Here is a 22,276-nt window from a genome sequence, read left to right as displayed (position 1 = left end):
GCGGCGCGACCGCGGCGTACGGTCTAGGACGACGCCGACTGCCGTGCGGTTGCCGTCAGTAGAGCGAGTTGATCCGCCTCTGCATGGTCCGCAGCTCGACGTCGTCCGGGCTGTGCTCGACGGCCTTGCGGGCCAGGTCGCGGGCCTCGCGCAGCTGCCGGGCGTTGGCCCGCTGGACGGCGTACGAGCCGTAGACGATGCCGAGTTCGCGGTGCAGCTTGCCGGTGTCCTCCGGGCTGCGGGACAGGCCGAGGGCCTCCTCCAGCAGCCGGACCGCCTCGGGGTAGCGGCGGGCCTCGTAGTGGCCGATCGCCTCGCCGCGCCAGACGCTGACCATCAGCCGGCGGATGTCGGCCGAGTCGTCGTAGGACCTGGCCTTCTGGAGCATCGCCGCCTGGGCGGTGAACGGCTGGTCCTGCATGGCGTCCACCACGTGGTTGGCGAGCATCACCGAGACCCGGCGCGGGGCCTCCTGGTCGACCGCGCCTTCCCACTCCGGGTCGGCGCGCAGCGCCTCGGCCATCCGCTCGACGGCCCGGCGGCGGTCGTCGGCGAAGGCGGCCGAGCGGGCGAGGTGGCGCAGCACGAAGGCGAGGCCGAGCCGGTGGTCCGGGTCGGGGTTGAGTTCGATCAGCGCCCGCCAGGCCTCGGCGGCCTCCTCCAGTTCCGCGTCGGTCGCGTCGGGACGGCTGAGCTGGCCGGCCCGGTTGCCGAGGGCGGCCTCCAGGAAGTGCCGGGCGGTCGGGTCGCCCGGGGCCAGCTCCATGCTCTTCTCCAGCAGGGCGAGGGCGCGGGGGTAGTCCTTGTCCTCATTGTTGATCTTGCGTGCCCACTGGGCGTAGGTGGCGCCGAGGTCGCCCCGCACCTCCGGGTCGTCGGGCGCCAACGCCAGTGCCTTCTCCAGGAGTTCGGCGGCGCCGGCCTGGTCGTCCAGGCTGTTCTTGAGCAGGGCGCGGGCGGCCCGGACGCCGGACTCGGCGGCGATCGCGGCGGCGTCGGCGGGCAGCCGGGCGCCGGGGACGGAGCGGGCGCGGGTGAGGCTCTCCAGGGCCTCGCGCCAGTCCTGGTTGCGGTGGTGCTCGCGGGCCTGGCTGACCAGGGACTCGCCGAGCAGCGCCTGCCAGTCCTCGCCGCGCCGCTGCTCGGGCACCGCGTCCAGCGCGGCGACGGCGGCGGCCTGCCGGCCCTGGAGCTGGAGGTAGCGCTGCGGCCCGAGCTCCCCGAACAGGCCGAGGGCCCGGACGGGCGCGGGCGCGCCGGGGCCGACGGGCCGCCGCCAGGGCCGGACGGCCTGCTCGAAGGCCTCCGCCCAGCCGGCCGGTCCGGTCCCGGCGCGGAGCAGCCGGTCGAGGGCGGGGCCGAGCGCGAGGCGGCGGGCCGGGCGGCCGGGCAGGGTGATCCGGACGTCCTCCTGGGCGAAGGCGTCCGCGCAGTGGGTCTCCATGCCGAGGCGCAGCGTCCAGGCGGTGACCTCGTCCCCGCTGAGCCCGGCGGCCCGGTCCAGGGCGCGCAGGTCGTCGCGGAGGCGGTCGAGCAGCCCGGTACGGGCGGCGGCCAGCCGCTGGGGTTCGGCGGTGCGGCCGGTGATCCGGGCGGACTCGGCCCACAGGTCGGGCTGGTGCAGGGCGGCGACCAGGCAGCCGAGCGTCCAGTCCCAGACCTCCTCGTCACAGGTGTCGGCGCCGGCCGCGAGCCGGTAGCCGGCCAGGCCGAGCGCGTGCAGCAGCCGGGGGTGGGCCGGGTCGTCGAGCAGCAGCGCGCGGTAGCCCTCCCAGGCCTCCCGGTGGCGGCCGTCGAGGGCGGCCTGGTGGGCCTCGTGCTCGGCGAGCAGGACGAGCGCGCCGGCCGCCCGCTCCTGGCCGGGGGCCAGCCGGAGCGCCTCGCGCAGGTCGACGGCGGCCCGGCCGGGCCGGTCGGCGGCGAGGGCGGCACCGGCCCGGCGGACCAGCACGGCGGCGCGGGCCTCCCCGGCGTCCTCGGGCAGACCGGCCAGGGCCTCGTCCGGTCGGCCGAGTTCGGCGCGCAACAGGGCGAGGTCGGTGCGGACGGGCGTGCCGGCGGCGCCGTCGCCGAACGCCTCGGCCCAGCGGGCGAGCACGGGTTCGGCTTCCTCGGGGGTGCCGGCCCGGCGGGCGCAGTCGAGGACGGCGCGCAACGCGGGGGCGGCGCAGTGGACGCAGCGGGGCGGGGCGGCGGCCCCGGGGGCGTGCTGGTGCTCGGCGCAGGCCTCGCGGCCGCAGCCGCCGCAGGTGGCGGCGGCGGGGCGGTCGCAGAGCGCGCAGTCGCCGGTCGGCGCCGGGCTCTGCGCCATACCGGAGGCCAGGAAGTGCCGGTACCAGTCCAGGGCGGCGGCCCAGTTGCCGGCCCGTTCGGCGAGCAGGGCGCGCAGCCGGGCGGTCGCCGGGTCGCCGGCCGGGTCGGGCGGGCCGAGCAGGGCGATCGTCCGGGCCGGACGGCCCGCCAGCAGGGCGACGGCGGCCAGGTGGTAGCGGTCGCGCAGGCCGCTGCCGGCGTCGAGCAGGGCGGCGACCGGTTCCGGGTCGCCCTCGGTCAGGGCGAGGGCGGCGCGTAGCCGGGCCTGGCGGTGGGTGAGGGCGCCGGGCAGGGTGTCGGCGAGCGCGAGCGCGGCGGCGGCGCGGCGGCGCGGCTCGGCGTGGTCGCGGCCGGTGACCAGCAGGTGGGCGGCCTCGCGCAGGGCGGCCTCGCGCAGCGCGGCGCGGTAGCCGGGGGCGGCCGGGTGCTCGGCGGCGGCCCGCTGCCAGAGTTCGCGGGCGGCCGTCGGGTCGGCGGCCAGCCGGGTGCGGGCGAGCCGGTCGCGGGCCAGGGCCCGGCGGGGGTTCAGGTCCTCGTCGTCCAGCGCCTCCCAGCGGGCGAGGGCGCCGGCCGGGTCGTCGGTGCGGGCGAGGGCGAGGCCGTGGTGGAAGGCGGCGATGGTGGTCCAGCGGGTGCCCGGTTCGGTGTCGGCCTCGGCGCGCAGGACCGGTTCGGCCTCCTCGGCCTGTCCGGCGGCGAGCAGGGCGGCGCCGAGCCGGACCCTGGCGGGGCGCCAGTCGGGGGCCCCGCCGAGGCCGGCCCGGTAGTCGGCGGCGGCCTCGGCGAAGCGCTCGGCCCGTTCGTGGACCAGGGCGAGGCCGAACCGGGCCGGGGCGAAGTCGGGTCGGACGGTCAGGGCGGCGGCGAACTGCTCCCGGGCCTGCTCGTCGGCGCCGAGCAGCAGGGCGAGCCGACCGAGGGCGTAGCGGGGGCGGGGGTCGGTCGGGCTCTCGCCGGTGGCGGCCGCGAGGTCGGCCCAGGCCTCCTCGGTGGCGCCCAGGCGCTGGCGGGCCAGGCCGCGGAAGAGCAGGCCGTCGGTGCGCAGGGCCGGGCCGCGCCCCCACGGGGAGGGCTCGCCGGGGCCGCGGCGCAGTGCCTCGTCGAAGGCGGTGACGGCGGGTTCGTCGCGGTGCAGGGTGTAGAGCTGGGCGCCCCAGCGGAACCAGAGTTCTCCGCTTCCGGCGGGGGCCGCGGCGGCGAGCAGGGCCTCGGCCTCGGTGGCCCGGTCGGTGGTGTTGAGCAGGGCGGCCCGGGCGAGCACCGGCCAGTCCCGGCCGGGCAGGGCGGCGAGGGCGCGAGCGGTGACGTCCTCGCGCTGGTCGGGGGCGCCGTCGCGGCAGCGGCGCTGCAGCCAGTCGACGGTACGGGCGGCGGCCTCGGCCTCCTCGCCGGGTTCGGCACCGGCGGCGGTGGCCTGGAGGAAGGCGAACAGCGGGCCGAGGTCGCCGTCGGCGGCCCGCATCCGCTCCTCGGCGAGACGGCGCAGGCTCCACCGGGGCAGCTGCCGGGCCGGGTCGGCGAGCAGCGGGTAGGCCTCGCGGTGCAGGGCGAGGGTGGCCTGCTGGTCGCCGGTGGGGATGGTGGCCTCGGCCTGGCCGAGCAGTGCGAGGCCGCGCTGCGGGTGCAGTTCCTCGGGGGCGTCGGCGAGCCGGCGGGCCAGCCGGGCGTAGCGGCGGCGGGCCTGGGCGGCCTGCCCGGCGGCGAGCCGTTCGGCGGCCGCCGCCAGGGCCTTCGCCACCGCCGCAGCGTCCAACGCCCGCCGGCGGACCAGGACGACGGCGGCCGCACCGGCCAGCGCCATCACGACCAGCAGCACCGCTATCAGCGCCATGCACCGTCCCCCTGAGTTCGGACACCACCCATCTCATGATCAACTGGCGTGGAGCGATCATGAGTTGACGTCATGTCGTGATGTTGCTCGAGCGCCATCAGAATAGGCCCTCGGTCGGACGGACGAACAGGAGAGAGCACTATCCTGGGCATCACATCAACAGCAGGACGACAGCACAGCAGCGGCGCGCGGACGGCGCGTCACCAGCGGTCAGAAGCGTCGGGGGTCGTGTGTCCGAGTCGCGTTGGGTGCCCGGCCTCCGGTTCGGGCCGGAGTTCGACCCCGAGCAGTACGAGCTCCTGGAGTTCCACCACCGGGGCGGCGAGGCCGAGGTGTGGCGGGCGGTGCGCACCGGGCACAACGGGCGCAAGGAGCTGGTCGCCGCGAAGATCATGCTGGAGCGCGACCCGGCCGAGGTGCGACGCTGGCTCGGCCGCTGGGACGACGTCTCGCACAACGCGCACCGGCTGGGCGTCACCGACCTGGTGGTGCCCAGCTTCCTGCTCGGCCCCTCCCCGCACCGGCCCGGCACCCCGCCCGGTGGCGCGCTGCTCGGCTACCAGATCTCGCCCTGGGTCGAGGGCGCGCCGCTGCACACCTGGGCGCGCGGCCAGCGCGGCGGCCCGCCGGCGGTGGCCGAGGTGCTGAGCCGGCTCTGCCGGATCGTCGACGAACTGCACCGCAAGCGCTGGGTGCACCGCGACATCTCCCCCGCCAACGTCCTGGTGGACGGCCAGGGGCAGGTCAAGCTGATCGACCTGACCTTCCTCGCCCCGCTGGACCACACCCTGACCGTCGCGGTGTTCACCCCCGGGCACGTCCCGCCGGAGGCCGAGCAGGTGGGCGGTTTCCCGACCACCGCCAAGGACCTGTTCGCGGTCGGCACCCTCGCCCGCATCCTGCTGCTGCCCGACCACGGCCGGCTGGACCACCGGCTGGCCGCCGAGCAGGCCCGCGCCGAGCTGCTGGCGGCGGGCTACAGCGAGGAGTTGGCGCGCTGGGCCTGCGAGCCGCTGGCCCGCGAGCCGGACCGCCGCCCCTCCCCGCTCGGGCCGTGGGCCGCCCGGGGACGTGAACTGCTGCGCGCCCACCGGCCGGTGGCCCGGACCGCGGGCCTGGCCGTGCTGCCCGACCCGACCGGGCGGCCGCTGGTGGTCACCGGCGGCGCCGACGGCACCGCGCTGGCCGGTCCCGGCCACCTCGGACGACGGCTCCCGACCGGCCAGGGCCCTTCCGCCGTCCGCGAGTTGACGGCCGGCTGGGCCGGGCCCCAGGGCGAGCTGGTGGTCTGCGCCGAGGACCGCGGCGGCACCCTGTGGGTCGGTACGGCGGGCGGCTGGTGGGAGGCGGCACGCGGGGTCAACGGCCTGGCGGGCGCGGCCGGTTCGGCCGGGGAGATGACCGTCTGGACGGCGGCCGGCGGCGCGCTGCGCTCCTACCGCTGGGCGCCCGGCCGCACCCTCACCGGCCAGGAGCACCCCGGCTGCCCGGCCGACCGGGTGCTCGCCGCCGAGGAGGAACGGCCCGGCGCCTGGCTGCTGCTGGTCGAGCACCGCGAGCGGGTGCTGAGCTGGCGGCCCGGAGCCGCCGGACGGCCCCTCCCGGTGGGCCCGCCCGGCCCGCTGCGCGCCGGAGCGCTGGCCCGCACCTCCGCCGGGACGCAGGCCGCCACGCTGCGGCCGGACGGCTCGGTCCAGCTGCACACCCTCGGCGCGGCCGGGGCGGGGACCGAGATCAGCGACGGCGAGCCCTCGCTCGGCCTCGCCATGGTCGGCCACCGCGGCGGCCCGACCCTCGCGCTGGCCGGCGCGGGCGGCGTACGGCTGCGGCTGCCGGCCGGCGGCGCCTCCCGGCGGCCGCGCTGGTGGCGGCCGACGCTGCGCCCGGCCACCCGGGTCGCGCTGGCCATGGGCGACGACTGGCGGCTGTGCCTGGCGGCGGTGGTGGAGGGCGAGTTGCAGGTGTGGCAGGAGGACGCGGCGTACCGCTGGCAGGCGGTGGAGCTGCCGGAGGGGTGAATCCGCGGACGCCGCGGGGGCGGGCGCCGCGGGCACGGACATGCCGGACATACCGAGGCCCCGGAACCCTGACGGGGGTTCCGGGGCCTCGGCCCGGCGGTGGGGAGTGGCTCGGGTTCGCGTCCACCGGTTCTCCGGTTCTCGGTCACGCGGTCACGCAGCTGCTCGGCTGTTCGGCGCCCTCGCTGCCGGCCGCTCAGCGGAAGCGGCGCAGCCGCAGGCTGTTGCCGACCACGAAGACCGAGGAGAAGGCCATCGCGGCCCCCGCGATCATCGGGTTGAGCAGGCCGGCCGCGGCCAGCGGCAGGGCGGCGACGTTGTAGCCGAAGGCCCAGAACAGGTTGCTCTTGATGGTGCTCAGGGTCCTGCGGGAGAGCCGGATGGCGTCCGCCGCGGCCAGCAGGTCGCCGCGCACCAGGGTGAGGTCGCCGGCCTCGATCGCGGCGTCGGTGCCGGTGCCCATCGCCAGGCCCAGGTCGGCCTGGGCGAGCGCGGCCGCGTCGTTGACGCCGTCGCCGACCATCGCCACGACCTTGCCCTCGGCCTGCAGCCGCTTGACGGTATCGACCTTGTCCTGCGGCATGACCTCGGCGATCACGTGCTCCGGCCTGATGCCGACTTCGGCCGCCACGGCCTCGGCGACCAGCCGGTTGTCGCCGGTCAGCAGCACCGGGGTCAGGCCCAGGGCGCGCAGCTTGCCGATCGCCTCGGCGCTGGTCGGCTTGACGGCGTCGGCGACCTCCAGCACGGCCCGGGCCTCGCCGTCCCAGCCGACCGCGATCGCGGTCCGGCCGGCCGCCTCGGCGGTGCGCTTGGCCTCGGCCAGCGCCTCGGGCAGCCGCTGCGACCACTCGTTCAGCAGGGCCTCCCGGCCGGCCACCACGGCGTGGCCGTCCACCACGCCCTGCACACCGAGGCCCGGGACGTTCTCGAAGCCCTCGACGGCGGGCAGTTCGCCGGCCTTGGCGGCGGCGGTGGCGATCGCCCGGGCGATCGGGTGCTCGGAGGCGTGCTCCAGGGCGCCGGCCAGGCGCAGCACCTCGGCCTCGGCCACGCCCTCGGCGGTGTGCACCGCGAGCAGGGTCATCTGGCCGGTGGTGACGGTGCCGGTCTTGTCCAGCACGATGGTGTCGACCTTGCGGGTGGACTCCAGGACCTCCGGGCCCTTGATCAGGACGCCCAGCTGGGCGCCGCGGCCGGTGCCGACCAGCAGGGCGGTCGGGGTGGCCAGGCCGAGGGCGCACGGGCAGGCGATGATCAGCACGGCCACCGCTGCGGTGAAGGCGGCGGTCCAGCCCTCGCCGGTGCCCAGCCAGTAGCCGAGGGTGGCCACCGCGAGGGTGATCACGATCGGCACGAAGACCGCGGAGATCCGGTCCGCGAGGCGCTGCGCGGCGGCCTTGCCGTTCTGCGCGTCCTCGACCAGCTTGGCCATCCGGGACAGCTGGGTGTCCGCGCCGACCCGGGTGGCCTCGACCACCAGGCGTCCGCCCGCGTTGACGGTGGCGCCGGTGACGCCGTCCCCGACCCCGACCTCGACCGGAACGGACTCACCGGTCAGCATCGAGGCGTCCACGGCGGAGGCGCCCTCGACCACCACGCCGTCGGTGGCGATCTTCTCGCCCGGCCGGACCACGAAGCGGTCGCCCACGGCGAGGTCCGCGATCGGGATGCGCACCTCGGCGCCGCCGCGCAGCACCGTCACGTCCTTGGCGCCCAGTTCCAGCAGTGCCTTGAGCGCGGCCCCGGCGGTGCGCTTGGAGCGCGCCTCGAAGTAGCGGCCGGCCAGGATGAAGGCGGTGACGCCGGCCGCCGCCTCCAGGTAGATGTTGGACGAGCCGTCGGTGCGGGCGATGGTGAACTCGAAGCCGTGCCGCATGCCCGGCATCCCGGCGTCGCCGAAGAACAGCGCCCACAGCGACCAGAGGAACGCGGCGGCGGTGCCGAGCGACACCAGGGTGTCCATGGTCGCGGCGCCGTGCCGGGCGTTGGTGAACGCCGCACGGTGGAACGGCCAGGCGGCGTAGGTGACGACCGGCGCGGCGAGGGTCAGCGAGAGCCACTGCCAGTTGTCGAACTGGAGGGCCGGCACCATCGCCATCGCGATCACCGGCAGCGCGAGCCCCACCGCGGTGAACAGCCGCTGGCGCAGCGGGGCCAGTTCGTCGGCCGGCTCGGCCGGCTCGGCGCTCTGGTCGGTGACCGGCGGCTTGGGCAGCGCGGCGGTGTAGCCGGTGGCCTCGACGGTGGCGATCAGGTCGGCGATCTCGACACCGCCCTCGAAGGAGACCTTCGCCTTCTCGGTGGCGTAGTTGACGCTGGCCGTGACCCCGTCCATCCGGTTGAGCTTCTTCTCGATCCGGGCCGCGCAGGAGGCGCACGTCATGCCGCCGATCGAGAGTTCCACCTCCGCTGAGGCGGGTGCCTGCGTAGTCATCGTCGCTCCTCGTGACGTCGTCATCGTGCGGTACGTTCGGCGGCCGGGCCTTCATACCGCGGAGGGGTATCGGGCGGTGCCGGGTTCATTTATACCCCCGAGGGGTATGTTCCGCAAGCCCTGAGGGATACCCCCGGCCGGTATTTTTCCCGGGGCGGCGATCCGCTTGACTTGATACCCCCACGGGGTATTCACTCAAGGGTATCGAGCCACGGGACGCGCCCGTCCCCAGGCCGCACGCCGGAATCCCGAGGAGGGCCCCATGGCCGGCTACCGCACCGACAAGGACCAGCTCCTGCGCCGACTGCGCCGCGTCGAGGGCCAGATCCGCGGTCTCCAGCGCATGGTCGACACCGACACCTACTGCATCGACACGCTGACCCAGGTCTCGGCCGCCACCAAGGCCCTCCAGTCCGTCGCCCTGCAGCTGCTCGACTCCCACCTCGCCCACTGCGTCCACGACGCGATCGCGGGCGGCGGCGCCGAGGCCGACGCCAAGGTCGCCGAGGCCTCCCAGGCCATCGCCCGGCTCATGCGGGCCTGAGCACCGCCCCACCACTTTCGTACGTCACGTCCTACCGAGGGGACTCCGCCATGAACACCGCCCTGCGCATCACCGCCTTCACCGCCGGACTCGCCGCCGCCTTCGGCCTCGCCCTCGGCGTCGGCCACGCCACCGGCGGCGGCCCCTCCCCGGAGCCCGCCGCGCACGCGGGCCACGCCGCGGCCGCCGGCGGCCCCGCCAGCCCCGGCGTCCCCGGCGAGCACCTGCCCGGCGGGCTCCAGATCTCGGAACGCGGCTACACGCTCAGCGTCGACACCCCGTTCGTGACCGCCGGCTCCCCCACCGACCTGCGCTTCCGCATCCTCGGTACGGACGGCAAGCCCGTCACCGCCTACCAGCAGCAGCACGAGAAGGACCTGCACCTGATCGTCGCCCCGCGCGACCTGTCGACCTTCCAGCACCTGCACCCGACGCTGGCCGCCGACGGCACCTGGAGCGCCCCCACCGCCGTCCCCGCCGCCGGGGAGTACCGGGTCTTCGCGGACTTCACCCCGGCCGGCCAGAGCGAGGGCCTCACCCTCGGCGCCGACCTCCACGCCGCGGGCGACCTGCGCCCCTCCCCGCTGCCGGAGACCGGACGGACCGTCACCGTCGACGGCTACACCGTCACCCTGGGCGGCGACCTCACCCCCGGGCGCAGCGGCCGGCTCACCCTGAGCGTCAGCAAGGACGGCAAGCCGGTCACCGACCTCCAGCCGTACCTCGGCGCGTACGGCCACCTCGTCGCGCTGCGCGCCGGCGACCTCGCCTACCTGCACGTCCACCCGGACACCACCGTCCCGGGCCCGGAGATCGCCTTCACCACCACCGCCCCGAGCAACGGCGCCTACCGGCTCTTCCTGGACTTCAAGCACGGGGACACCGTCCGCACGGCGGCCTTCACCCTGACCACCGACGGCACCACCGCCCCCGCGACCCCGGCCGCCGCTCCCACCGCCCACCCGACCGGCGAGGCGGGCGGCCACCAGCACTGACCGCTGCCGCAACACGAAGGTGCCGGGCGATCCCTGACGGATCGCCCGGCACCTTCGCCGTTCACCCGACCTGCCGGAGCACCGAGCGGAGCAGGGCTTCGGCGTTACCCAGGGTGGCCCTCCGGAGGCGCATCTCGGCGTGGGCGGCCGGCGGCGGGGGCTGACCGCGCGGACCGGGCGGGAGAACTGGGCACTGAGGCACCACCGCGTCTCGATGCGGGCCCGGGCGAGTCGCCCGATCACGCGGGACCGGTCACGCGCAGGTGGACGGGGTGGTTGGACTCGATGCCGACGTAGGCCATCGCGCGCACCGCGCCGAACTCGACCAGCTGATGGGCGATTCGAGCGGCCGCGGCCTCGCCGAAGCGGTCGGCGAGGCAGTCGCCTCGCGCAGCACTCCGGGGGTGCGCTGGACGTGCGCTCGGCACGGGGCTTGTCCACGGGGGACTCGGCCTCCAAGCGCTCACCACCGCGCGGGGTGCACGCGACCACGGGATAGAAACGGGAATCGCCGTCGGAGTACTCGGCCTCCCGCACCCGGACGATCTCCCCGTCGGCCCACCACCCCCGCACCCTCAGCCGCACCGAGGCCCGGGCCGCACTGGCGTACGCGGCGGACAGCCCGCCGAGCAGCACGGCGAAGAACCACTCGACGGCCTGTTCCATCCCCGTGCCTGGATCCTTCAGCCGCCGGACGACCACTGTCAGCGGCAGGCCGCCACCATCGCTGCGCGAGAAGTCGGCCTGGCCGACTTCTCGCGCAGCACACACGTGAAGTCCACGGTTGCGGAGCGTACTTGAACCGTGGTGGATCTCAGTGAGGGTGGTCGTGGTCCGCGCTGTCGGGGCTGCCGCCCATCATGCGGAGCACGGGGGCGCCGCCGGTGCGGAGGAAGCGGGCCACCAGGAGTGCGGCGAGGAGGAGGAAGGCGATGTTGAGCCAGGTGGTGTAGTTCCACGTGACGCCTGACATCGGGATCTCGGCGTCCCGCTGGTCGGGGACGAGGCCGGCCCAGCCGAAGAGGAGCTCCACGACGTAGCCGGCCAGGGCCATCGCCGGGTAGAAGGCGCCGAGGAGGAAGAGGGCCATCCGCCGCCGTAGCACTTCCGGCAGATGGTGAGGATCGGCAGGATCAGCAGGTCCGCGAAGATGAACGCGACCACGCCGCCGAAGCTGATGCCGCCCCTCCAGGGCACCACCGCCAGCGGCACGTTGCCGATCGAGCGGACGAAGGACGCGATCGCGACCAGCGGGCCGACCAGGGGCTCCAGAGTTCGGCGGCCGGTGGGTGGTCGACGACGAAGAAGGCCCGCCAGAAGGTGTCGGGCACCCAGGCGGCGATCGCGCCGGCGATCAGCAGACCGACGACCAGGTCGCGCAGGATCGCGGCCCACTCCATCACGAACGCGTGCGGTACCGCGGTGACGCCCGGCCGGGACAGCAGCCGGCGGGCGAAGGAGCCCTCGCCCGCCACCGACATGTCCATCGCCGCGCGCCCCTCCATCGAACCCGCCCGGCCGTGCTCCGCCTGGTCGCGGGCCTCCCGCAGCAGCGGCTCGCGCAGCAGCAGGCGGAACAGCACGGCGAGCAGCAGAATCATCACCGGGCCGCCGACGAACTCCGCGGCGGTGAACTGCCGACCCGGCAACCGAGCCAGGATGACGCCGAGTTCGACCACCAGGTTGGTCGTGGCGACCTCGAAGGCCATCGCCGCCGTGAAGTCCACCCCCTTGCGGAACAGCGCGCGGGCCGGCGCGACGGCCGCGTACGAGCAGGAGGAGGAGGCCGCGCCGAGCCCGGCCGCGACGGCGAGGGTGCGCGGGCGGTCGTCGCCGAGCAGCCGGACGACCGCCGCCCTGGGGACGACGGCCTGGACGACGGCGGAGAGCAGGAAACCGAGGACCAGCGCCCAGGTGATCTCCCAGGTCATCGATCCGGCGATGGGGAGCGCGTGCGGGATCGCGTGCATGGCGGCCGACGATATACCTGCCAGGGGTATTCAGCGACTGCGGCGCTCCGGGCACCCGCCGGCCCCGACGCCCGAGCCGGCCGGTTCGGCGGCCACGGCGGCCGCGACGGCGCCGGCCAGGCAGGCGATCAGGCAGCGGGCGACAGGGTGGCGTACGGCCCGCCGCAGGACGGCCGACGGGGCGGTGGGGTTCTCGGGGCGCATCCTCGGACACTCCTTCAGGAACGTACGGAACGGGACCGGCAACGCCTCACGGGGCGGCCCCGGACCGGGACCGCCCCGCGAGGGGTGGGGTGGTGGACGGCCTCACGCGGCCGTCGCCGACTGGGCCTCGCGGCCCGCGCGCTCGGGGCGCGGGGTGCGCAGGGTGGCCACCGCGAGCAGGCCGCCGACCACCGCGATCGCCGCGGCGCCGACGAAGGCGGCGGAGAAGCCCGAGGTCAGGCCCTCGACGGTGGCGTCCGGGGTCCGGGCGCCGGCCAGCGCGGTCATCGCGGCCAGGCCGAGCGCCGAGCCGACCTGGTAGCCGGTGTTGACGATGCCGGAGGCGAGGCCGCCGTCCTCCGGGGGCGCGCTGGAGATCGCGGTGCCGAGCGAGGGGATGAAGGCCAGCGCCATGCCGATCGCGGCGAGCAGTGAGGCGGGCAGCACGTCGGTCCAGAAGTTGCCGTCCGGGCGGGCCAGCGAGAGGCCGAACAGGCCGGCGCCGAGGGCCAGCATGCCGGTGACGACCAGCGCCTTGGGGCCGAAGCGGGCGATCAGCCGGGGCGCCAGGGTGATCATGATGCCCATGATGGCGACGGTCATCGGCAGCAGGGCCGCGCCGCTGGCGAAGGCGCCGAGGTGGAGCACCTGCTGGAGGTAGAGGTTGAGGAAGAACCACATCGGCACCCACGCCGCGGCCAGCAGGAACTGGGCGAGGTTGGCGGCGCCGAGGTTCGGCACCCGGAAGATGCTCAGCCGCATCAGCGGCTCGCGGCGCCTGCCCTGGATGACCAGGAAGGCGATCAGCAGCACAGCGGCACCGGCCAGCGTCAGCAGGGTGGACGCCGAGGCCCAGCCCGCCTCCGGGGCACGGACGACGGCGTACACCGCGGCGGCCAGGCCGCCGGTGACGGTGAGCGCGCCGACGACGTCGATGCCACCGCTGCGCCGGGGCGCGGCGGGCATCAGCGCGGGGGTGGCGAGCAGCGCGACCACGGCCACCGGGATGTTGACGTAGAACACCCAGGGCCAGCTGATGTACTGGGTGATCAGGCCGCCGAGGAAGACGCCCGCGGTGCCGCCGGCCGGCGCCGCCGCGCCGTACAGGGCGAAGGCCTTTGTGAGCTCCTTGGGGTTGCCGCCGAAGAGCATCATCAGCAGGGTCAGTGCCGAGGGGGCGATCAGTGCGGCGCCGAGGCCCTGGACGCCGCGGCCGGCCAGCTCGGTCGGGACGTTCTGGGCGAGCCCGGCGAGCAGCGAACCGGCGCCGAGGACCGCCCAGCCGGCGCTGAACAGGCGGCGGACGCCGAGCAGGTCGGAGAGCCGCCCGCCGAGCAGGAGCAGGCCGCCGAAGGCGACCACGTACGCGTTGAACACCCAGGACAGGTCCTCCTGGCCGAAGCCGAGGTCGTCCTTCATCTTGGGCAGGGCCACCCCGATGATCGAGGTGTCCATGATCACCACGAACTGCGCGGCGGCGATCAGCGCCAGGGCGCGCCACCTCCGGGGGTTCGGCCCGGTGTTGTCGGTTGCCATCTCTCTTGCTCCTTACCCGTTGGGGGTATCCGCCCGCGGCTGCGGCCAGGGCGCCCGGGCACGGCCGGAGGTCGCCAACTCGCAGGAACGGCAAGGTTGACGCCTCCGGCCGACGACTCCGGCGGGGACGTCGATGAACATACCCTAGGGGGGTAGGGTTTATCTACGGAAGGCAGCGGGGGAATCCGGCGCCATGGGGGCGGGGGGGGTATGCCGTCGGGCGGGGGCGGGCGCGGCGCGGGAATCCCGTGATCTTCGCCGGGGTTCCACAGGGCGTCAGCAGGCACCAGGACGAAGGGACTTCCGTGCGCGCCATCCGCATCGACCGTTTCGGCTCCCCCGAGGTCCTCGACCTCGTCGAGGACCGGCGGCCCCTGCCCGGGCCCGGGGAGGTGCTGGTGCGGACCGTCGCGACCGGCATCAACCCCGTGGACGACAAGACCCGGGAGGGGGCCATCGGCGAGGGGACTCCCCCGTTGCCGTTGACGCTCGGCTGGGACCTGGCCGGGGTGGTGGTCGACGGCGGCACGAGCCAGCTGCGGGCCGGGGACCGGGTGTTCGCGATGTCGCACCAGCTCGACACCGCCCGGGGCACCTGGGCCGACCTGGTCGCCCTTCCGGCGGAGGCGGTGGCCCTCGCACCGCGGACGGTCAGCCTGGTCGAGGCCGCCACGCTGCCGCTGCCCGGCCTGACGGCGCTGCAGACCCTGGACTGGCTCGCGGTGTCGGCCGGCGAGCGGCTGCTCGTCGCCGGCGCCGCCGGTGCGGTCGGCGGCCTGGCCCTGCAGATCGCCCGGGCGCGCGGCGTCGCGGTGGACGCCCTGGTCTCCCGGGACGGCCAGGCCGCCTTCGTCCGCGAGCACGGCGCGGGCCTGGTCTCCACCGACCCCGCCGCCTTCGGGGGCCGCCGCTACGACGCCGTCTTCGACACCTTCGGAGCCTTCGTCACCGAGGCGGTCGCGGACGGCGGCCGGTACGCGTCCATCGCCACCCAGGCCGGCCCGGTGCCCGACCTCTCCGCCCGGGGCGTGCGCACCACCGTCCACCAGGTCCGCGAGGACGGCGCCGGACTGGCCGAACTGGCCCGGCTCGTGGACGAGGGCGCGCTGCGCCCGCGGGTGCACGCCACCTACGGGCTCCACCGGATCGGGGAGGCGCACGAGCGGTTCCGGGAGGGCGGGCTGACGGGGAAGATCGTCGTCACCTTCTGAGACCGTCCGGCCGTCGCCCGTCTCAGCGGATCACCGTGCTGCTGAAGGAAGTTCGCCGGGCCGGTCGGTCGCACCCTTGGTGAGGACCGCCGAGGTGCCGACCACCGTCCCGGCCGGCCCCGCGTCGCCGTCCTCGCCGAGGACGGTGCGCTCGCCGAGGAACACGTACGTGGTCCGGTCGAAGATCCACTGGGTCTGCTGCCCGTGCGCCGTACGGGCCACGGCGACGCCCTCGCGCCCGGCGGCGTCGACGGCCGACGGGACGACGGTGACCCCGGGGATCCGCTCGGCGGCCCGGTAGAGCGCGGCGCCGACCCGCGGCGGAGCCCAGGTCTCGGCCAGCAGGTCGCCGATCGCGGTGAAGGCCTGCTGATCCGGGTCCCCGCCGCGGCCACCGTCCCGGATCAGCTCCAGCAGGGCGTCCGGGTCGGTGGGCAGCGCGGCGACGTACGCGTGGGTCGGCGCGTGGACCGACGGGCCGCCTCCGCGCGGGCCGCCTCCGCCCGGGGCACCTCCGCCCGGGGCGTCGAGCCGGCTGTCGGGCCCGCCCTGCTCGCGCAGCAGGCCGGGGCGGCTGCCGTCGGCGGAGAGCCAGACCTGCCGGGTGTGCACGGGTGCCATGACCACGGGACCGCCGTCCGCGCTCTGCGCCGCGTAGGCGACCCGGCTCTCGATGTAGACGAACTGGTCGGCGCGGACCGGCGGTTGCTCCGGTCCGCCGGCGGCGGCGAGCGCGATGCGGTCGAGCAGGCGCACCGCCTCGGCGGTGCCGGTGGCGGCGTTGCCCTCGGCCACCGCCGCGCGGTTGGGCCCGGCCGCACCTCCGTGGTCCACCGCCAGGACGCCGGCGACAGCCAGGGCGCAGGCGAGCGCCGGCACCGCGATCCGGAACCGGGCCGGACGCCGGGTGACGCGCCGCCGCCGCGGCTCGTCGGACGCGGCCGCGCGCACCAGTCGCTCCCGCAGCAGTCGGTGACGGTCCGCGCCCAGGTCGGGAACCGCCGGCGGGGGGAGCAGCGCGGCGAGTTCGCGGCGCTCGGTCGCTTCGGTCCGGTCGGGTCTGGCGTTCACCCGTGGGCCTCCTGGGTCGACGGCCGGAAGGCGGGCAGGCGGCCCGGTACGGGCCGGGCGGTGACGGCGGAGCGGCGCCTGACCTCGGCCGCCGGCGCCCCGGCCTCGGCCTCGGTCAGCTCGCGCAGGCGGGCCCGGGCCCGGGACAGCCGCGAGCGGACGGTGCCGACCGGCGTGCCGAGCGCCTCGGCCGCGCTCGCGTAGTCCAGCCCGGCCCAGACCACGAGGGTGAAGACCTCCCGGTCGCGGCGGCGCAGCCGGGCGAGCGCACGACGGGCGGCGCGCAGGTGCTCGACGTCGGCGAGGTGCGCGACCAGGTCGTCGGCGAAGTCCGGGACGGCGCCGCGCTCCGGGAGCCGGGCGAGCGCGGCGTCCCGGCGCCGGCGGGCCCGGGCGTTGCGGCGCATCACGTTGGTCGCGATCCCCAGCAGCCACGGACGCAGGTCGTCGCCGTCCGGGTGCAGCCTCTCCCGGCCCCACCACGCCTCCAGGAAGGTCGTCGAGACGACGTCCTCGGCCTCCGCCCAGTCGCCCGTCACGCGCAGGGCGTAGCGGTACAGCACCTGGGCGTGCCGGTCGTACAGCTCGCCCAGGACGTCGGGGTCGCCGCGGCGAAGACGCGTTCTCATGTGTGCTTCCACACTCTGCCCTGCCCGGTCCGTTGCCCGGGTTCCGGTGACCCGCGTCACAGGCGGCTGACGGGAACTCGACCGCCCCACCGAGCAGTACAGGGCATGACCGCTACTCCCGTTCCCCGTTCCGCTCGCCGCCGGACCGTCCTGCGCGCCCTGGCCGTCGCCGTCGCCCTGGTCGGCGGTTCGACGCCCGCCCGGGGCGGCGCCGCCTTCGCCGCCGGGCCGGAGACGTACACCCTCACTGTCAGGCACCTGGACCGCGAGGGCCGTACGACCGCGCCGTACCGGAGCCAGGTCACCGGGATCTCCGGCCCCGGCGCCGAGGCCTCGGCCACCCTGGACGACCCCTCCGGCGTCACCACCGTCCGGCTGCCCAGGGGCCGGTACGTGCTGGACAGCACCCTGGCCTCGGGCCTGGAGCCGGGCGGCACGATCTGGACGGACTGGATCGTCCAGCCGCGCCTCGACCTCGACCGGGACACCACCGTCGTGGTCGACGCGCGGACCACCGCCCCCGTCGACGTCCGGCCGCCGGACGGCTCCGCGCGCTTCGAGAAGAGCTCGATGTTCGTCGAGGTCAGTCACGGGGGTGCCACCCGGACCGTCAACGTCAACAACGGCAGCACCAACCTGCGGGTGGCCCACCTCGGCCCCGAGACCGAGGCCGGGGCGGTGAAGCAGTGGTTCGACGCCAACTGGAAGGGCGACACCGCCGACTACCTGCTCGGCCAGACCTTCACCGGCACCCGCGCGCTGACCGGGCTCACCCGGCACTACGCCGCGGGGGAGCTGGCCACCCTGAACGTGCGCGGCGCCACCGGCCCGGGCAGCGCGGGTACCGGGCTCATCGGCGTCCTGCCGACGGACGGACCGACCATCGGCGTCTCCCGGAGCCTGGCGACCCCCGGCACCGCCACCTTCCTCGTCACCCCCGGGCGCGGCACGTGGGACGTCAGCTACACCGCTCCCCGCGCCGACGGCGGCGCTCCGACCACCTACCTGGCCGACCGCATCGCCGTCCGGGCCGGGGCCACGGCCACCCACACCTTCGACGGCCCGGTGTTCGGCCCCGCGCTCACCGGCCGCCCCGCCGTCTCCCGGGACGGCGACCGGATCACCGCGGACGTCCCGCTGTTCGCCGACGGCGACGGCCACGTGCCGTGGACGGCGTCGGCCGAGACCGCCTACACCTCGCTGTACCGCGACGGCGTGCTGGTCGGCGCCGCGTCCGGCACGCCCGGGCGCGGCGAGTTCACCGTGGCCCCGGGCGCGGCCTCGTACCGCCTGGCCGCCACGGCGACCCGCAAGGCCGCGGTCGGCGCCACCACCCGGGTGACCGCCTCCTGGACCTTCGCCTCGGCCACCACGGCCGAGCCGACCGCCCTGCCGGTGAGCGTCGTGCGGTTCTCCCCCGAACTCGGCACGGCCGGCACCGCGACGGCCGGCCGCCCGATCCGCATCCCGGTCACCGTCCAGGGCGCCGCCGCCGACGGCCGCACCCGATCGCTGACCGTCTCGGCCTCCACCGACGGCGGCGCCTCGTGGACCCGCCTCCCGCTCGACGCCGGCGCCGCCACCCTCCGGAACCCGCCCGCGGGCACCGCCGTCTCCCTGCGCGCCGAACTCACCGACACCGCCGGCAACACCCTCGACCAGACCGTCACCGACGCCTACCGCACCGAGTGACGACGGCGGCCGCCTGACGCGGCGAACCCGCTCCCGGCGCCGGTCTCCCCACGCGCGGAGGCCGGCGCCGTACCGGCGCCCGGAGCGGGCGACGGTACGCAACCGGGCTGGCTCAGCGGGGCGTTGACGGACGCGCACGGGCAGGACGGAGGAACCGCGAATCCTCTTCAGTACCCTAGGGGGGTATGGTATCTTCGAAATGAAGCAGCCGCCCGGGCCGTCCGGTCGGCGCCGGGCATCCACGACAGGAGCACACCCATGAGCGAGACCGCCGTCACCATCGAGTCCGCCGCCGCCGAGGCCTCCTCCTGCTGCGGCTCGTGCGGCACCGGCGCCGCCTCGGCCCCGGCCGCCGAGTCCACCCTGACCTCGGCCTTCCAGGTGAAGGGGATGACCTGCGGACACTGCGTCACCTCGGTGACCGCCGAGCTGAAGAAGCTCGCCGGCGTCGAGGAGGTCGCCGTGGACCTGGCCTCCGGCAAGGTCACCGTCGGCAGCACCGGGCCGCTCGTCGACGCCGACGTGGCCGCCGCCGTCGACGAGGCGGGCTACGAGCTGGTCGGCCGCGTCCAGGGCTGACCCACCGTCGCCGGCCCGGACGTGCACCACCCCCGTCCGGGCCGGCTCCACCCCACCGCGCCCCCGGTAGAGTGAGAGCACTCCTCACCGCACAGGAACCGGAGACGGCCATGGCCAGCTACAGCTCCCACAAGGACGACTTCCTCAAGCGGCTGCGCCGTGTCGAGGGCCAGATCCGTGGTCTCCAGCGCATGGTCGAGCAGGACACCTACTGCATCGACGTCCTCACCCAGGTCTCCGCCGCCAGCCGCGCACTGCAGTCCTTCGCGCTCCAACTCCTGGACGAGCACATCGAATGCTGCGTCCGCGACGCCATCGCCGAGGGCGGCCAGGAGGCGAGCACCAAGATCCGCGAGGCCAACCAGGCCATCGCCCGGCTGGTCCGCTCCTGAGCCGCACCCGACGCGAAGGACCATCGAGAACGCCCTCCGGCGGCACCCGCCCGCCGGAGGGCGTTCTGCCGTCCGGGTAGGGGGTGGGGGTATCCCTGGACGCCCCCGGCAACCCCGGGCCCGTCACCGGCCGGCCGGCGCGCCGACCAGTTGGGAGATGAGCAGGCCGAGCACGGCCGGGGCCTGGTCGGCCAGGTAGAAGTGCCCGCCGGGGAAGACCTGCAGGTCGAAGGGGCCCCGGGTGTGGCCCGACCAGGCACGGACCTCCTCGACGGTGACGCGCGAGTCGGCGTCGCCGGTCAGCGCGGTGACCGGGCAGTCCAGGACGGCGCCCGCCGCGCCGGGGTAGGTCTCGATCGCGGTGTAGTCGCTGCGCAGCGGCGGCAGGATCATCTCGCGCAACTCCGGGTCCGCGAGCACCTGTTCGCTGGTGCCGCCGAGCACCAGCAGCTCGGCGAGCAGCTCCTCGTCGGAGAGCAGGTGGACCCGCTCCTCGCGGTGGACGGAGGGGGCGCGCCGCCCGGAGACGAACAGGTGGGCCGGGGCGGCCAGGCCGTCCCGGGCGAAGCGCCGCGCCACCTCGAAGGCGAGCACCGCGCCCATGCTGTGCCCGAAGAAGGTCAGCGGCCGGTCGGCGCAGGGCCGCAGCACCTCGTACAGCCGGTCGGCCAGCTCCGCGATCGACACGATCCCGGGCTCGCCCCGGCGGTCCTGCCGGCCGGGGTACTGGACGCAGAGCACCTCGGCGTACGGGGAGACCGCGGCGGACACCGGGTGGAAGTAGCCGGCCGACCCGCCCGCGTGCGGGAAGCAGACCAGCCGGGCCGCGGCGGCCGTCGGCGCGGGGTGGTACCGGCGGAGCCAGCGGCTGTCGACCGGGGTGCTGTTGCCTGACATGGGTGCCCCTTCGTTCGCCTGCGTGGAAGGACTTCCACGAAGGACCTCATGCGGAGGATCTTCTGACGGATCGCCATCTCTTCGCCACCCCCCGCGGGCCGGAGTACCGGCCCGGTGACCCCGTGTTGCGGAGTGGCGTTTCTACGTTGTAGATTCTACGGCATAGTCCTACGGCGTAGAAAAGTGCCGGACGAAGGAGACCCCGTGTTGGCGAAGGACGGACCATGCTGGAGATAGAGGGCCTCGAGAAGCGCTACGGCGACCGGCAGATCCTCCGCGGAGTGGACCTCCAGGTCCGGCCGGGCCGGATCCTCGGCCTGCTCGGGGCCAACGGCGCCGGCAAGTCGACCCTGGTGGGGATCGCCGCCGGCCTGCGCACCCCCGACGCCGGCACCGTGCGGATCTGCGGCACCGACGTGCACCTCCACCCGGCCAAGGCGCAGGCCCGGCTGGGCATCGCGCCGCAGGACCTCGGGATCTACCCGACCCTGTCCGTCGCCGAGAACCTCAAGCTCTTCGCCAGCCTGTCCGGACTCGGCAAGCGCGAGGCCAGGGCCCGGGTCGAGGAGGTGGCCCGGCTGCTGGACCTGACCGAGCTGCTGCCGCGCAAGGCCGAGGTGCTGTCGGGCGGCCAGAAGCGCCGTCTGCACACCGGCATGGCGATCACCCACCGCCCGGACGTGCTCTTCCTCGACGAGCCCACGGTCGGCGCGGACGTGCAGTCCCGCACCGGCATCCTGGACGTCGTGCGGGACCTCGCCGCCAACGGCAGCGCCGTCGTCTACACCACCCACTACATGCCCGAGCTGGAGCAGCTGGGGGCCGACATCGCGGTGCTGCACGAGGGCCTGATCACGGCCCGCGGGACGATCGAGGAGATCGTCCGTGACCACGGCACCTCCTCGGTGGTGCTGCAGTTCGACGGTCCGGCGCCGCAGGTGTCGGTTCCGACCTGGCGGGTCGAGGGCGACACCCTGGTGTCCGACGAGGCCGCCGCCAACCCGGGGGTGGAGATCGCCCGGATCATGTCCGGCCTGGGGGACGCCGCCGGCCGGCTCACCGGGATCGACCTGCGGCGCCCGAGCCTGGAGAACGCGTACGTCGCGATCACCGGCGCGCACGCCGCCGAGCAGACGGAGGTGCTCGATGCTCTCCCGGCGTAGCCTGGTGATCGCCCGGTCCGGCCTGAAGCTGGTGCTCACCGACCCGGCCCCGATGATCACCACCATCGTGATGCCGCTGCTGCTGGCGGCGTTCCTCACGCCCAACACCAAGGCTACCCTGAACGTCCAGGGCTTCTCCGGCGCCTCGGGCGCGGAGCAGACCATCCCCGGGATGGCCGTGCTGTTCGCCTTCTTCGGCATCACCATGATCGGGACGCTGTTCTTCAAGGAGCACGCCTGGGGCACCTGGGACCGGCTGCGCGCCAGCTCCGCGTCCACCATGGACCTGCTGGTGGGCAAGCTGACCCCGCTCTACTTCTGCTACCTGCTGCAGATGGTGGTGCTGTTCGCGCTCGGCAACCTGCTCTTCGACTACTCCCCCAACGGGTCGGTGCTGGCCCTGGCCGCGATCCTGGTGGTGCTGGTCGCGGTGCTGGTCTTCTTCGGCGCCATGCTGGTCGCGGTCTTCAACACGATGGACCAGGCGCTCGCCATCGGCAGCGTCAGCGGCATGGTGATGGCGGGCCTCGGCGGCGCGCTGGCCCCGGCCGAGACCCTGCCCGGCTGGACCCACGGCATCGCCAAGTGCATGCCGCCGTACTGGGCGCTGGACGGCCTGCGGAAGGTCACGCTCAAGCACGGCACGCTGTCCGACGTCACGCTGAACCTGGCGATCCTGGCCGGCTTCGCGGTGCTCTTCGCCGCCGTCGCGGTCTTCCGCTTCAACGCGAGCGAGGCGAAGGTCGGCACCAGCTGATCGGCCCGGACGGCCGATCCCCCACACCCCTCTTGGC

The 22,276-nt window shown here is 75.4% G+C and carries 17 protein-coding genes and 1 pseudogene; 9 read left to right on the top strand and 9 right to left on the bottom strand.

All coding sequences use genetic code 11. From position 1 onward, the window contains the following. Positions 1–55 precede the first annotated feature (55 nt). The gene (locus tag ACIQI7_RS05285; protein ID WP_401105316.1) at positions 56–4,144 is read right to left on the bottom strand and encodes a hypothetical protein; all 4,089 of its coding nucleotides are present in this window, start codon (positions 4,142–4,144) and stop codon (positions 56–58) included. A gap of 230 nt (positions 4,145–4,374) precedes the next feature. On the opposite strand from ACIQI7_RS05285, the gene ACIQI7_RS05280 reads away from it, so the two are divergent. Beyond that, positions 4,375–6,162 carry a hypothetical protein gene (locus ACIQI7_RS05280; RefSeq protein WP_401105314.1) on the top strand — a complete coding sequence of 596 codons (1,788 nt, stop codon included), beginning with the start codon at positions 4,375–4,377 and terminating at the stop codon, positions 6,160–6,162. A gap of 196 nt (positions 6,163–6,358) precedes the next feature. On the opposite strand, the gene ACIQI7_RS05275 is transcribed toward ACIQI7_RS05280, so the two are convergent. Continuing rightward, positions 6,359–8,599, bottom strand: a complete 2,241-nt coding sequence (locus ACIQI7_RS05275) for a heavy metal translocating P-type ATPase (protein WP_401105313.1) — start codon at positions 8,597–8,599, stop codon at positions 6,359–6,361. A gap of 262 nt (positions 8,600–8,861) precedes the next feature. Here ACIQI7_RS05275 and ACIQI7_RS05270 point away from each other — a divergent pair, with 262 nt between their 5' ends. Together ACIQI7_RS05270 and ACIQI7_RS05265 are read left to right on the top strand one after the other, a co-directional pair. Beyond that, positions 8,862–9,143: a metal-sensitive transcriptional regulator gene (locus ACIQI7_RS05270; protein ID WP_401105311.1), complete on the top strand. Its 282-nt coding sequence runs from the start codon at positions 8,862–8,864 to the stop codon at positions 9,141–9,143. Positions 9,144–9,193: 50 nt separating this feature from the next. Next, positions 9,194–10,138, top strand: a complete 945-nt coding sequence (locus ACIQI7_RS05265) for a hypothetical protein (RefSeq protein WP_401105309.1) — start codon at positions 9,194–9,196, stop codon at positions 10,136–10,138. A gap of 239 nt (positions 10,139–10,377) precedes the next feature. Here the strand turns inward: ACIQI7_RS05265 and ACIQI7_RS05260 are convergent, their stop codons facing one another. From ACIQI7_RS05260 to ACIQI7_RS05245, 4 genes and pseudogenes are all read right to left on the bottom strand, one after another. After that, positions 10,378–10,566 (bottom strand): hypothetical protein, encoded by a 189-nt coding sequence (locus ACIQI7_RS05260; protein WP_401105307.1) that lies wholly within the window; start codon positions 10,564–10,566, stop codon positions 10,378–10,380. A gap of 386 nt (positions 10,567–10,952) precedes the next feature. Beyond that, positions 10,953–12,108: pseudogene (locus ACIQI7_RS05255) on the bottom strand (permease). Between the two features lie 30 nt (positions 12,109–12,138). Then, complete coding sequence (locus tag ACIQI7_RS05250; protein WP_401105306.1) at positions 12,139–12,312, bottom strand: hypothetical protein; 174 nt, start codon at positions 12,310–12,312, stop codon at positions 12,139–12,141. A 102-nt stretch (positions 12,313–12,414) separates the two neighbouring features. Beyond that, positions 12,415–13,848, bottom strand: a complete 1,434-nt coding sequence (locus tag ACIQI7_RS05245) for an MFS transporter (RefSeq protein WP_401105304.1) — start codon at positions 13,846–13,848, stop codon at positions 12,415–12,417. A gap of 305 nt (positions 13,849–14,153) precedes the next feature. Between ACIQI7_RS05245 and ACIQI7_RS05240 the strand changes: the two genes are divergently transcribed. Further along, positions 14,154–15,059: an NADP-dependent oxidoreductase gene (locus ACIQI7_RS05240; RefSeq protein ID WP_401105302.1), complete on the top strand. Its 906-nt coding sequence runs from the start codon at positions 14,154–14,156 to the stop codon at positions 15,057–15,059. 30 nt (positions 15,060–15,089) lie between these two features. Here ACIQI7_RS05240 and ACIQI7_RS05235 read toward each other — a convergent pair whose 3' ends face one another. Next, the gene (locus ACIQI7_RS05235; protein WP_401105301.1) at positions 15,090–16,130 is read right to left on the bottom strand and encodes a CU044_5270 family protein; all 1,041 of its coding nucleotides are present in this window, start codon (positions 16,128–16,130) and stop codon (positions 15,090–15,092) included. Further along, complete coding sequence (locus tag ACIQI7_RS05230; RefSeq protein ID WP_401105299.1) at positions 16,127–16,759, bottom strand: RNA polymerase sigma factor; 633 nt, start codon at positions 16,757–16,759, stop codon at positions 16,127–16,129. Before ACIQI7_RS05230 ends, ACIQI7_RS05235 begins: the two co-directional genes overlap by 4 nt. 105 nt (positions 16,760–16,864) lie before the next feature. Between ACIQI7_RS05230 and ACIQI7_RS05225 the strand changes: the two genes are divergently transcribed. From ACIQI7_RS05225 to ACIQI7_RS05215, 3 genes are all read left to right on the top strand, one after another. After that, positions 16,865–18,451, top strand: coding sequence for a serine protease (locus ACIQI7_RS05225; RefSeq protein ID WP_401105297.1), 1,587 nt, complete (start codon positions 16,865–16,867; stop codon positions 18,449–18,451). Between the two features lie 258 nt (positions 18,452–18,709). Further along, entirely contained in the window at positions 18,710–19,030 is a 321-nt protein-coding gene (locus tag ACIQI7_RS05220; RefSeq protein WP_401105295.1) for a cation transporter, read from the top strand. A gap of 110 nt (positions 19,031–19,140) precedes the next feature. After that, the gene (locus ACIQI7_RS05215) at positions 19,141–19,422 is read left to right on the top strand and encodes a metal-sensitive transcriptional regulator (protein ID WP_355267078.1); all 282 of its coding nucleotides are present in this window, start codon (positions 19,141–19,143) and stop codon (positions 19,420–19,422) included. Between the two features lie 123 nt (positions 19,423–19,545). Here the strand turns inward: ACIQI7_RS05215 and ACIQI7_RS05210 are convergent, their stop codons facing one another. Next, the gene (locus tag ACIQI7_RS05210; RefSeq protein WP_401105292.1) at positions 19,546–20,319 is read right to left on the bottom strand and encodes a thioesterase II family protein; all 774 of its coding nucleotides are present in this window, start codon (positions 20,317–20,319) and stop codon (positions 19,546–19,548) included. Positions 20,320–20,543: 224 nt separating this feature from the next. Between ACIQI7_RS05210 and ACIQI7_RS05205 the strand changes: the two genes are divergently transcribed. Both ACIQI7_RS05205 and ACIQI7_RS05200 read left to right on the top strand, forming a co-directional pair. Beyond that, on the top strand, positions 20,544–21,482 hold the full coding sequence (locus ACIQI7_RS05205) for an ABC transporter ATP-binding protein (RefSeq protein ID WP_401105290.1): 939 nt from the start codon (positions 20,544–20,546) through the stop codon (positions 21,480–21,482). Beyond that, a complete protein-coding gene (locus ACIQI7_RS05200) occupies positions 21,466–22,239 on the top strand; it encodes an ABC transporter permease (protein ID WP_401105288.1) in 774 nt (257 codons plus the stop codon). Before ACIQI7_RS05205 ends, ACIQI7_RS05200 begins: the two co-directional genes overlap by 17 nt. Positions 22,240–22,276: the final 37 nt, after the last annotated feature.

The sequence above is a fragment of the Kitasatospora sp. NPDC092039 genome (assembly GCF_044756065.1).
Taxonomy (GTDB): domain Bacteria; phylum Actinomycetota; class Actinomycetes; order Streptomycetales; family Streptomycetaceae; genus Kitasatospora.
This window is presented reverse-complemented; position numbering and strand designations above follow the sequence as displayed.

Coding starts and splice junctions, on each gene's coding strand:
- ACIQI7_RS05250 (WP_401105306.1), bottom strand. CDS start 12,312: ATGCGCCCCGAGAACCCCACCGCCCCGTCGGCCGTCCTGCGGCGGGCC.
- ACIQI7_RS05205 (WP_401105290.1), top strand. CDS start 20,544: ATGCTGGAGATAGAGGGCCTCGAGAAGCGCTACGGCGACCGGCAGATC.
- ACIQI7_RS05245 (WP_401105304.1), bottom strand. CDS start 13,848: ATGGCAACCGACAACACCGGGCCGAACCCCCGGAGGTGGCGCGCCCTG.
- ACIQI7_RS05200 (WP_401105288.1), top strand. CDS start 21,466: ATGCTCTCCCGGCGTAGCCTGGTGATCGCCCGGTCCGGCCTGAAGCTG.
- ACIQI7_RS05210 (WP_401105292.1), bottom strand. CDS start 20,319: ATGTCAGGCAACAGCACCCCGGTCGACAGCCGCTGGCTCCGCCGGTAC.
- ACIQI7_RS05285 (WP_401105316.1), bottom strand. CDS start 4,144: ATGGCGCTGATAGCGGTGCTGCTGGTCGTGATGGCGCTGGCCGGTGCG.
- ACIQI7_RS05230 (WP_401105299.1), bottom strand. CDS start 16,759: ATGAGAACGCGTCTTCGCCGCGGCGACCCCGACGTCCTGGGCGAGCTG.
- ACIQI7_RS05270 (WP_401105311.1), top strand. CDS start 8,862: ATGGCCGGCTACCGCACCGACAAGGACCAGCTCCTGCGCCGACTGCGC.
- ACIQI7_RS05265 (WP_401105309.1), top strand. CDS start 9,194: ATGAACACCGCCCTGCGCATCACCGCCTTCACCGCCGGACTCGCCGCC.
- ACIQI7_RS05220 (WP_401105295.1), top strand. CDS start 18,710: ATGAGCGAGACCGCCGTCACCATCGAGTCCGCCGCCGCCGAGGCCTCC.
- ACIQI7_RS05275 (WP_401105313.1), bottom strand. CDS start 8,599: ATGACTACGCAGGCACCCGCCTCAGCGGAGGTGGAACTCTCGATCGGC.
- ACIQI7_RS05225 (WP_401105297.1), top strand. CDS start 16,865: ATGACCGCTACTCCCGTTCCCCGTTCCGCTCGCCGCCGGACCGTCCTG.
- ACIQI7_RS05215 (WP_355267078.1), top strand. CDS start 19,141: ATGGCCAGCTACAGCTCCCACAAGGACGACTTCCTCAAGCGGCTGCGC.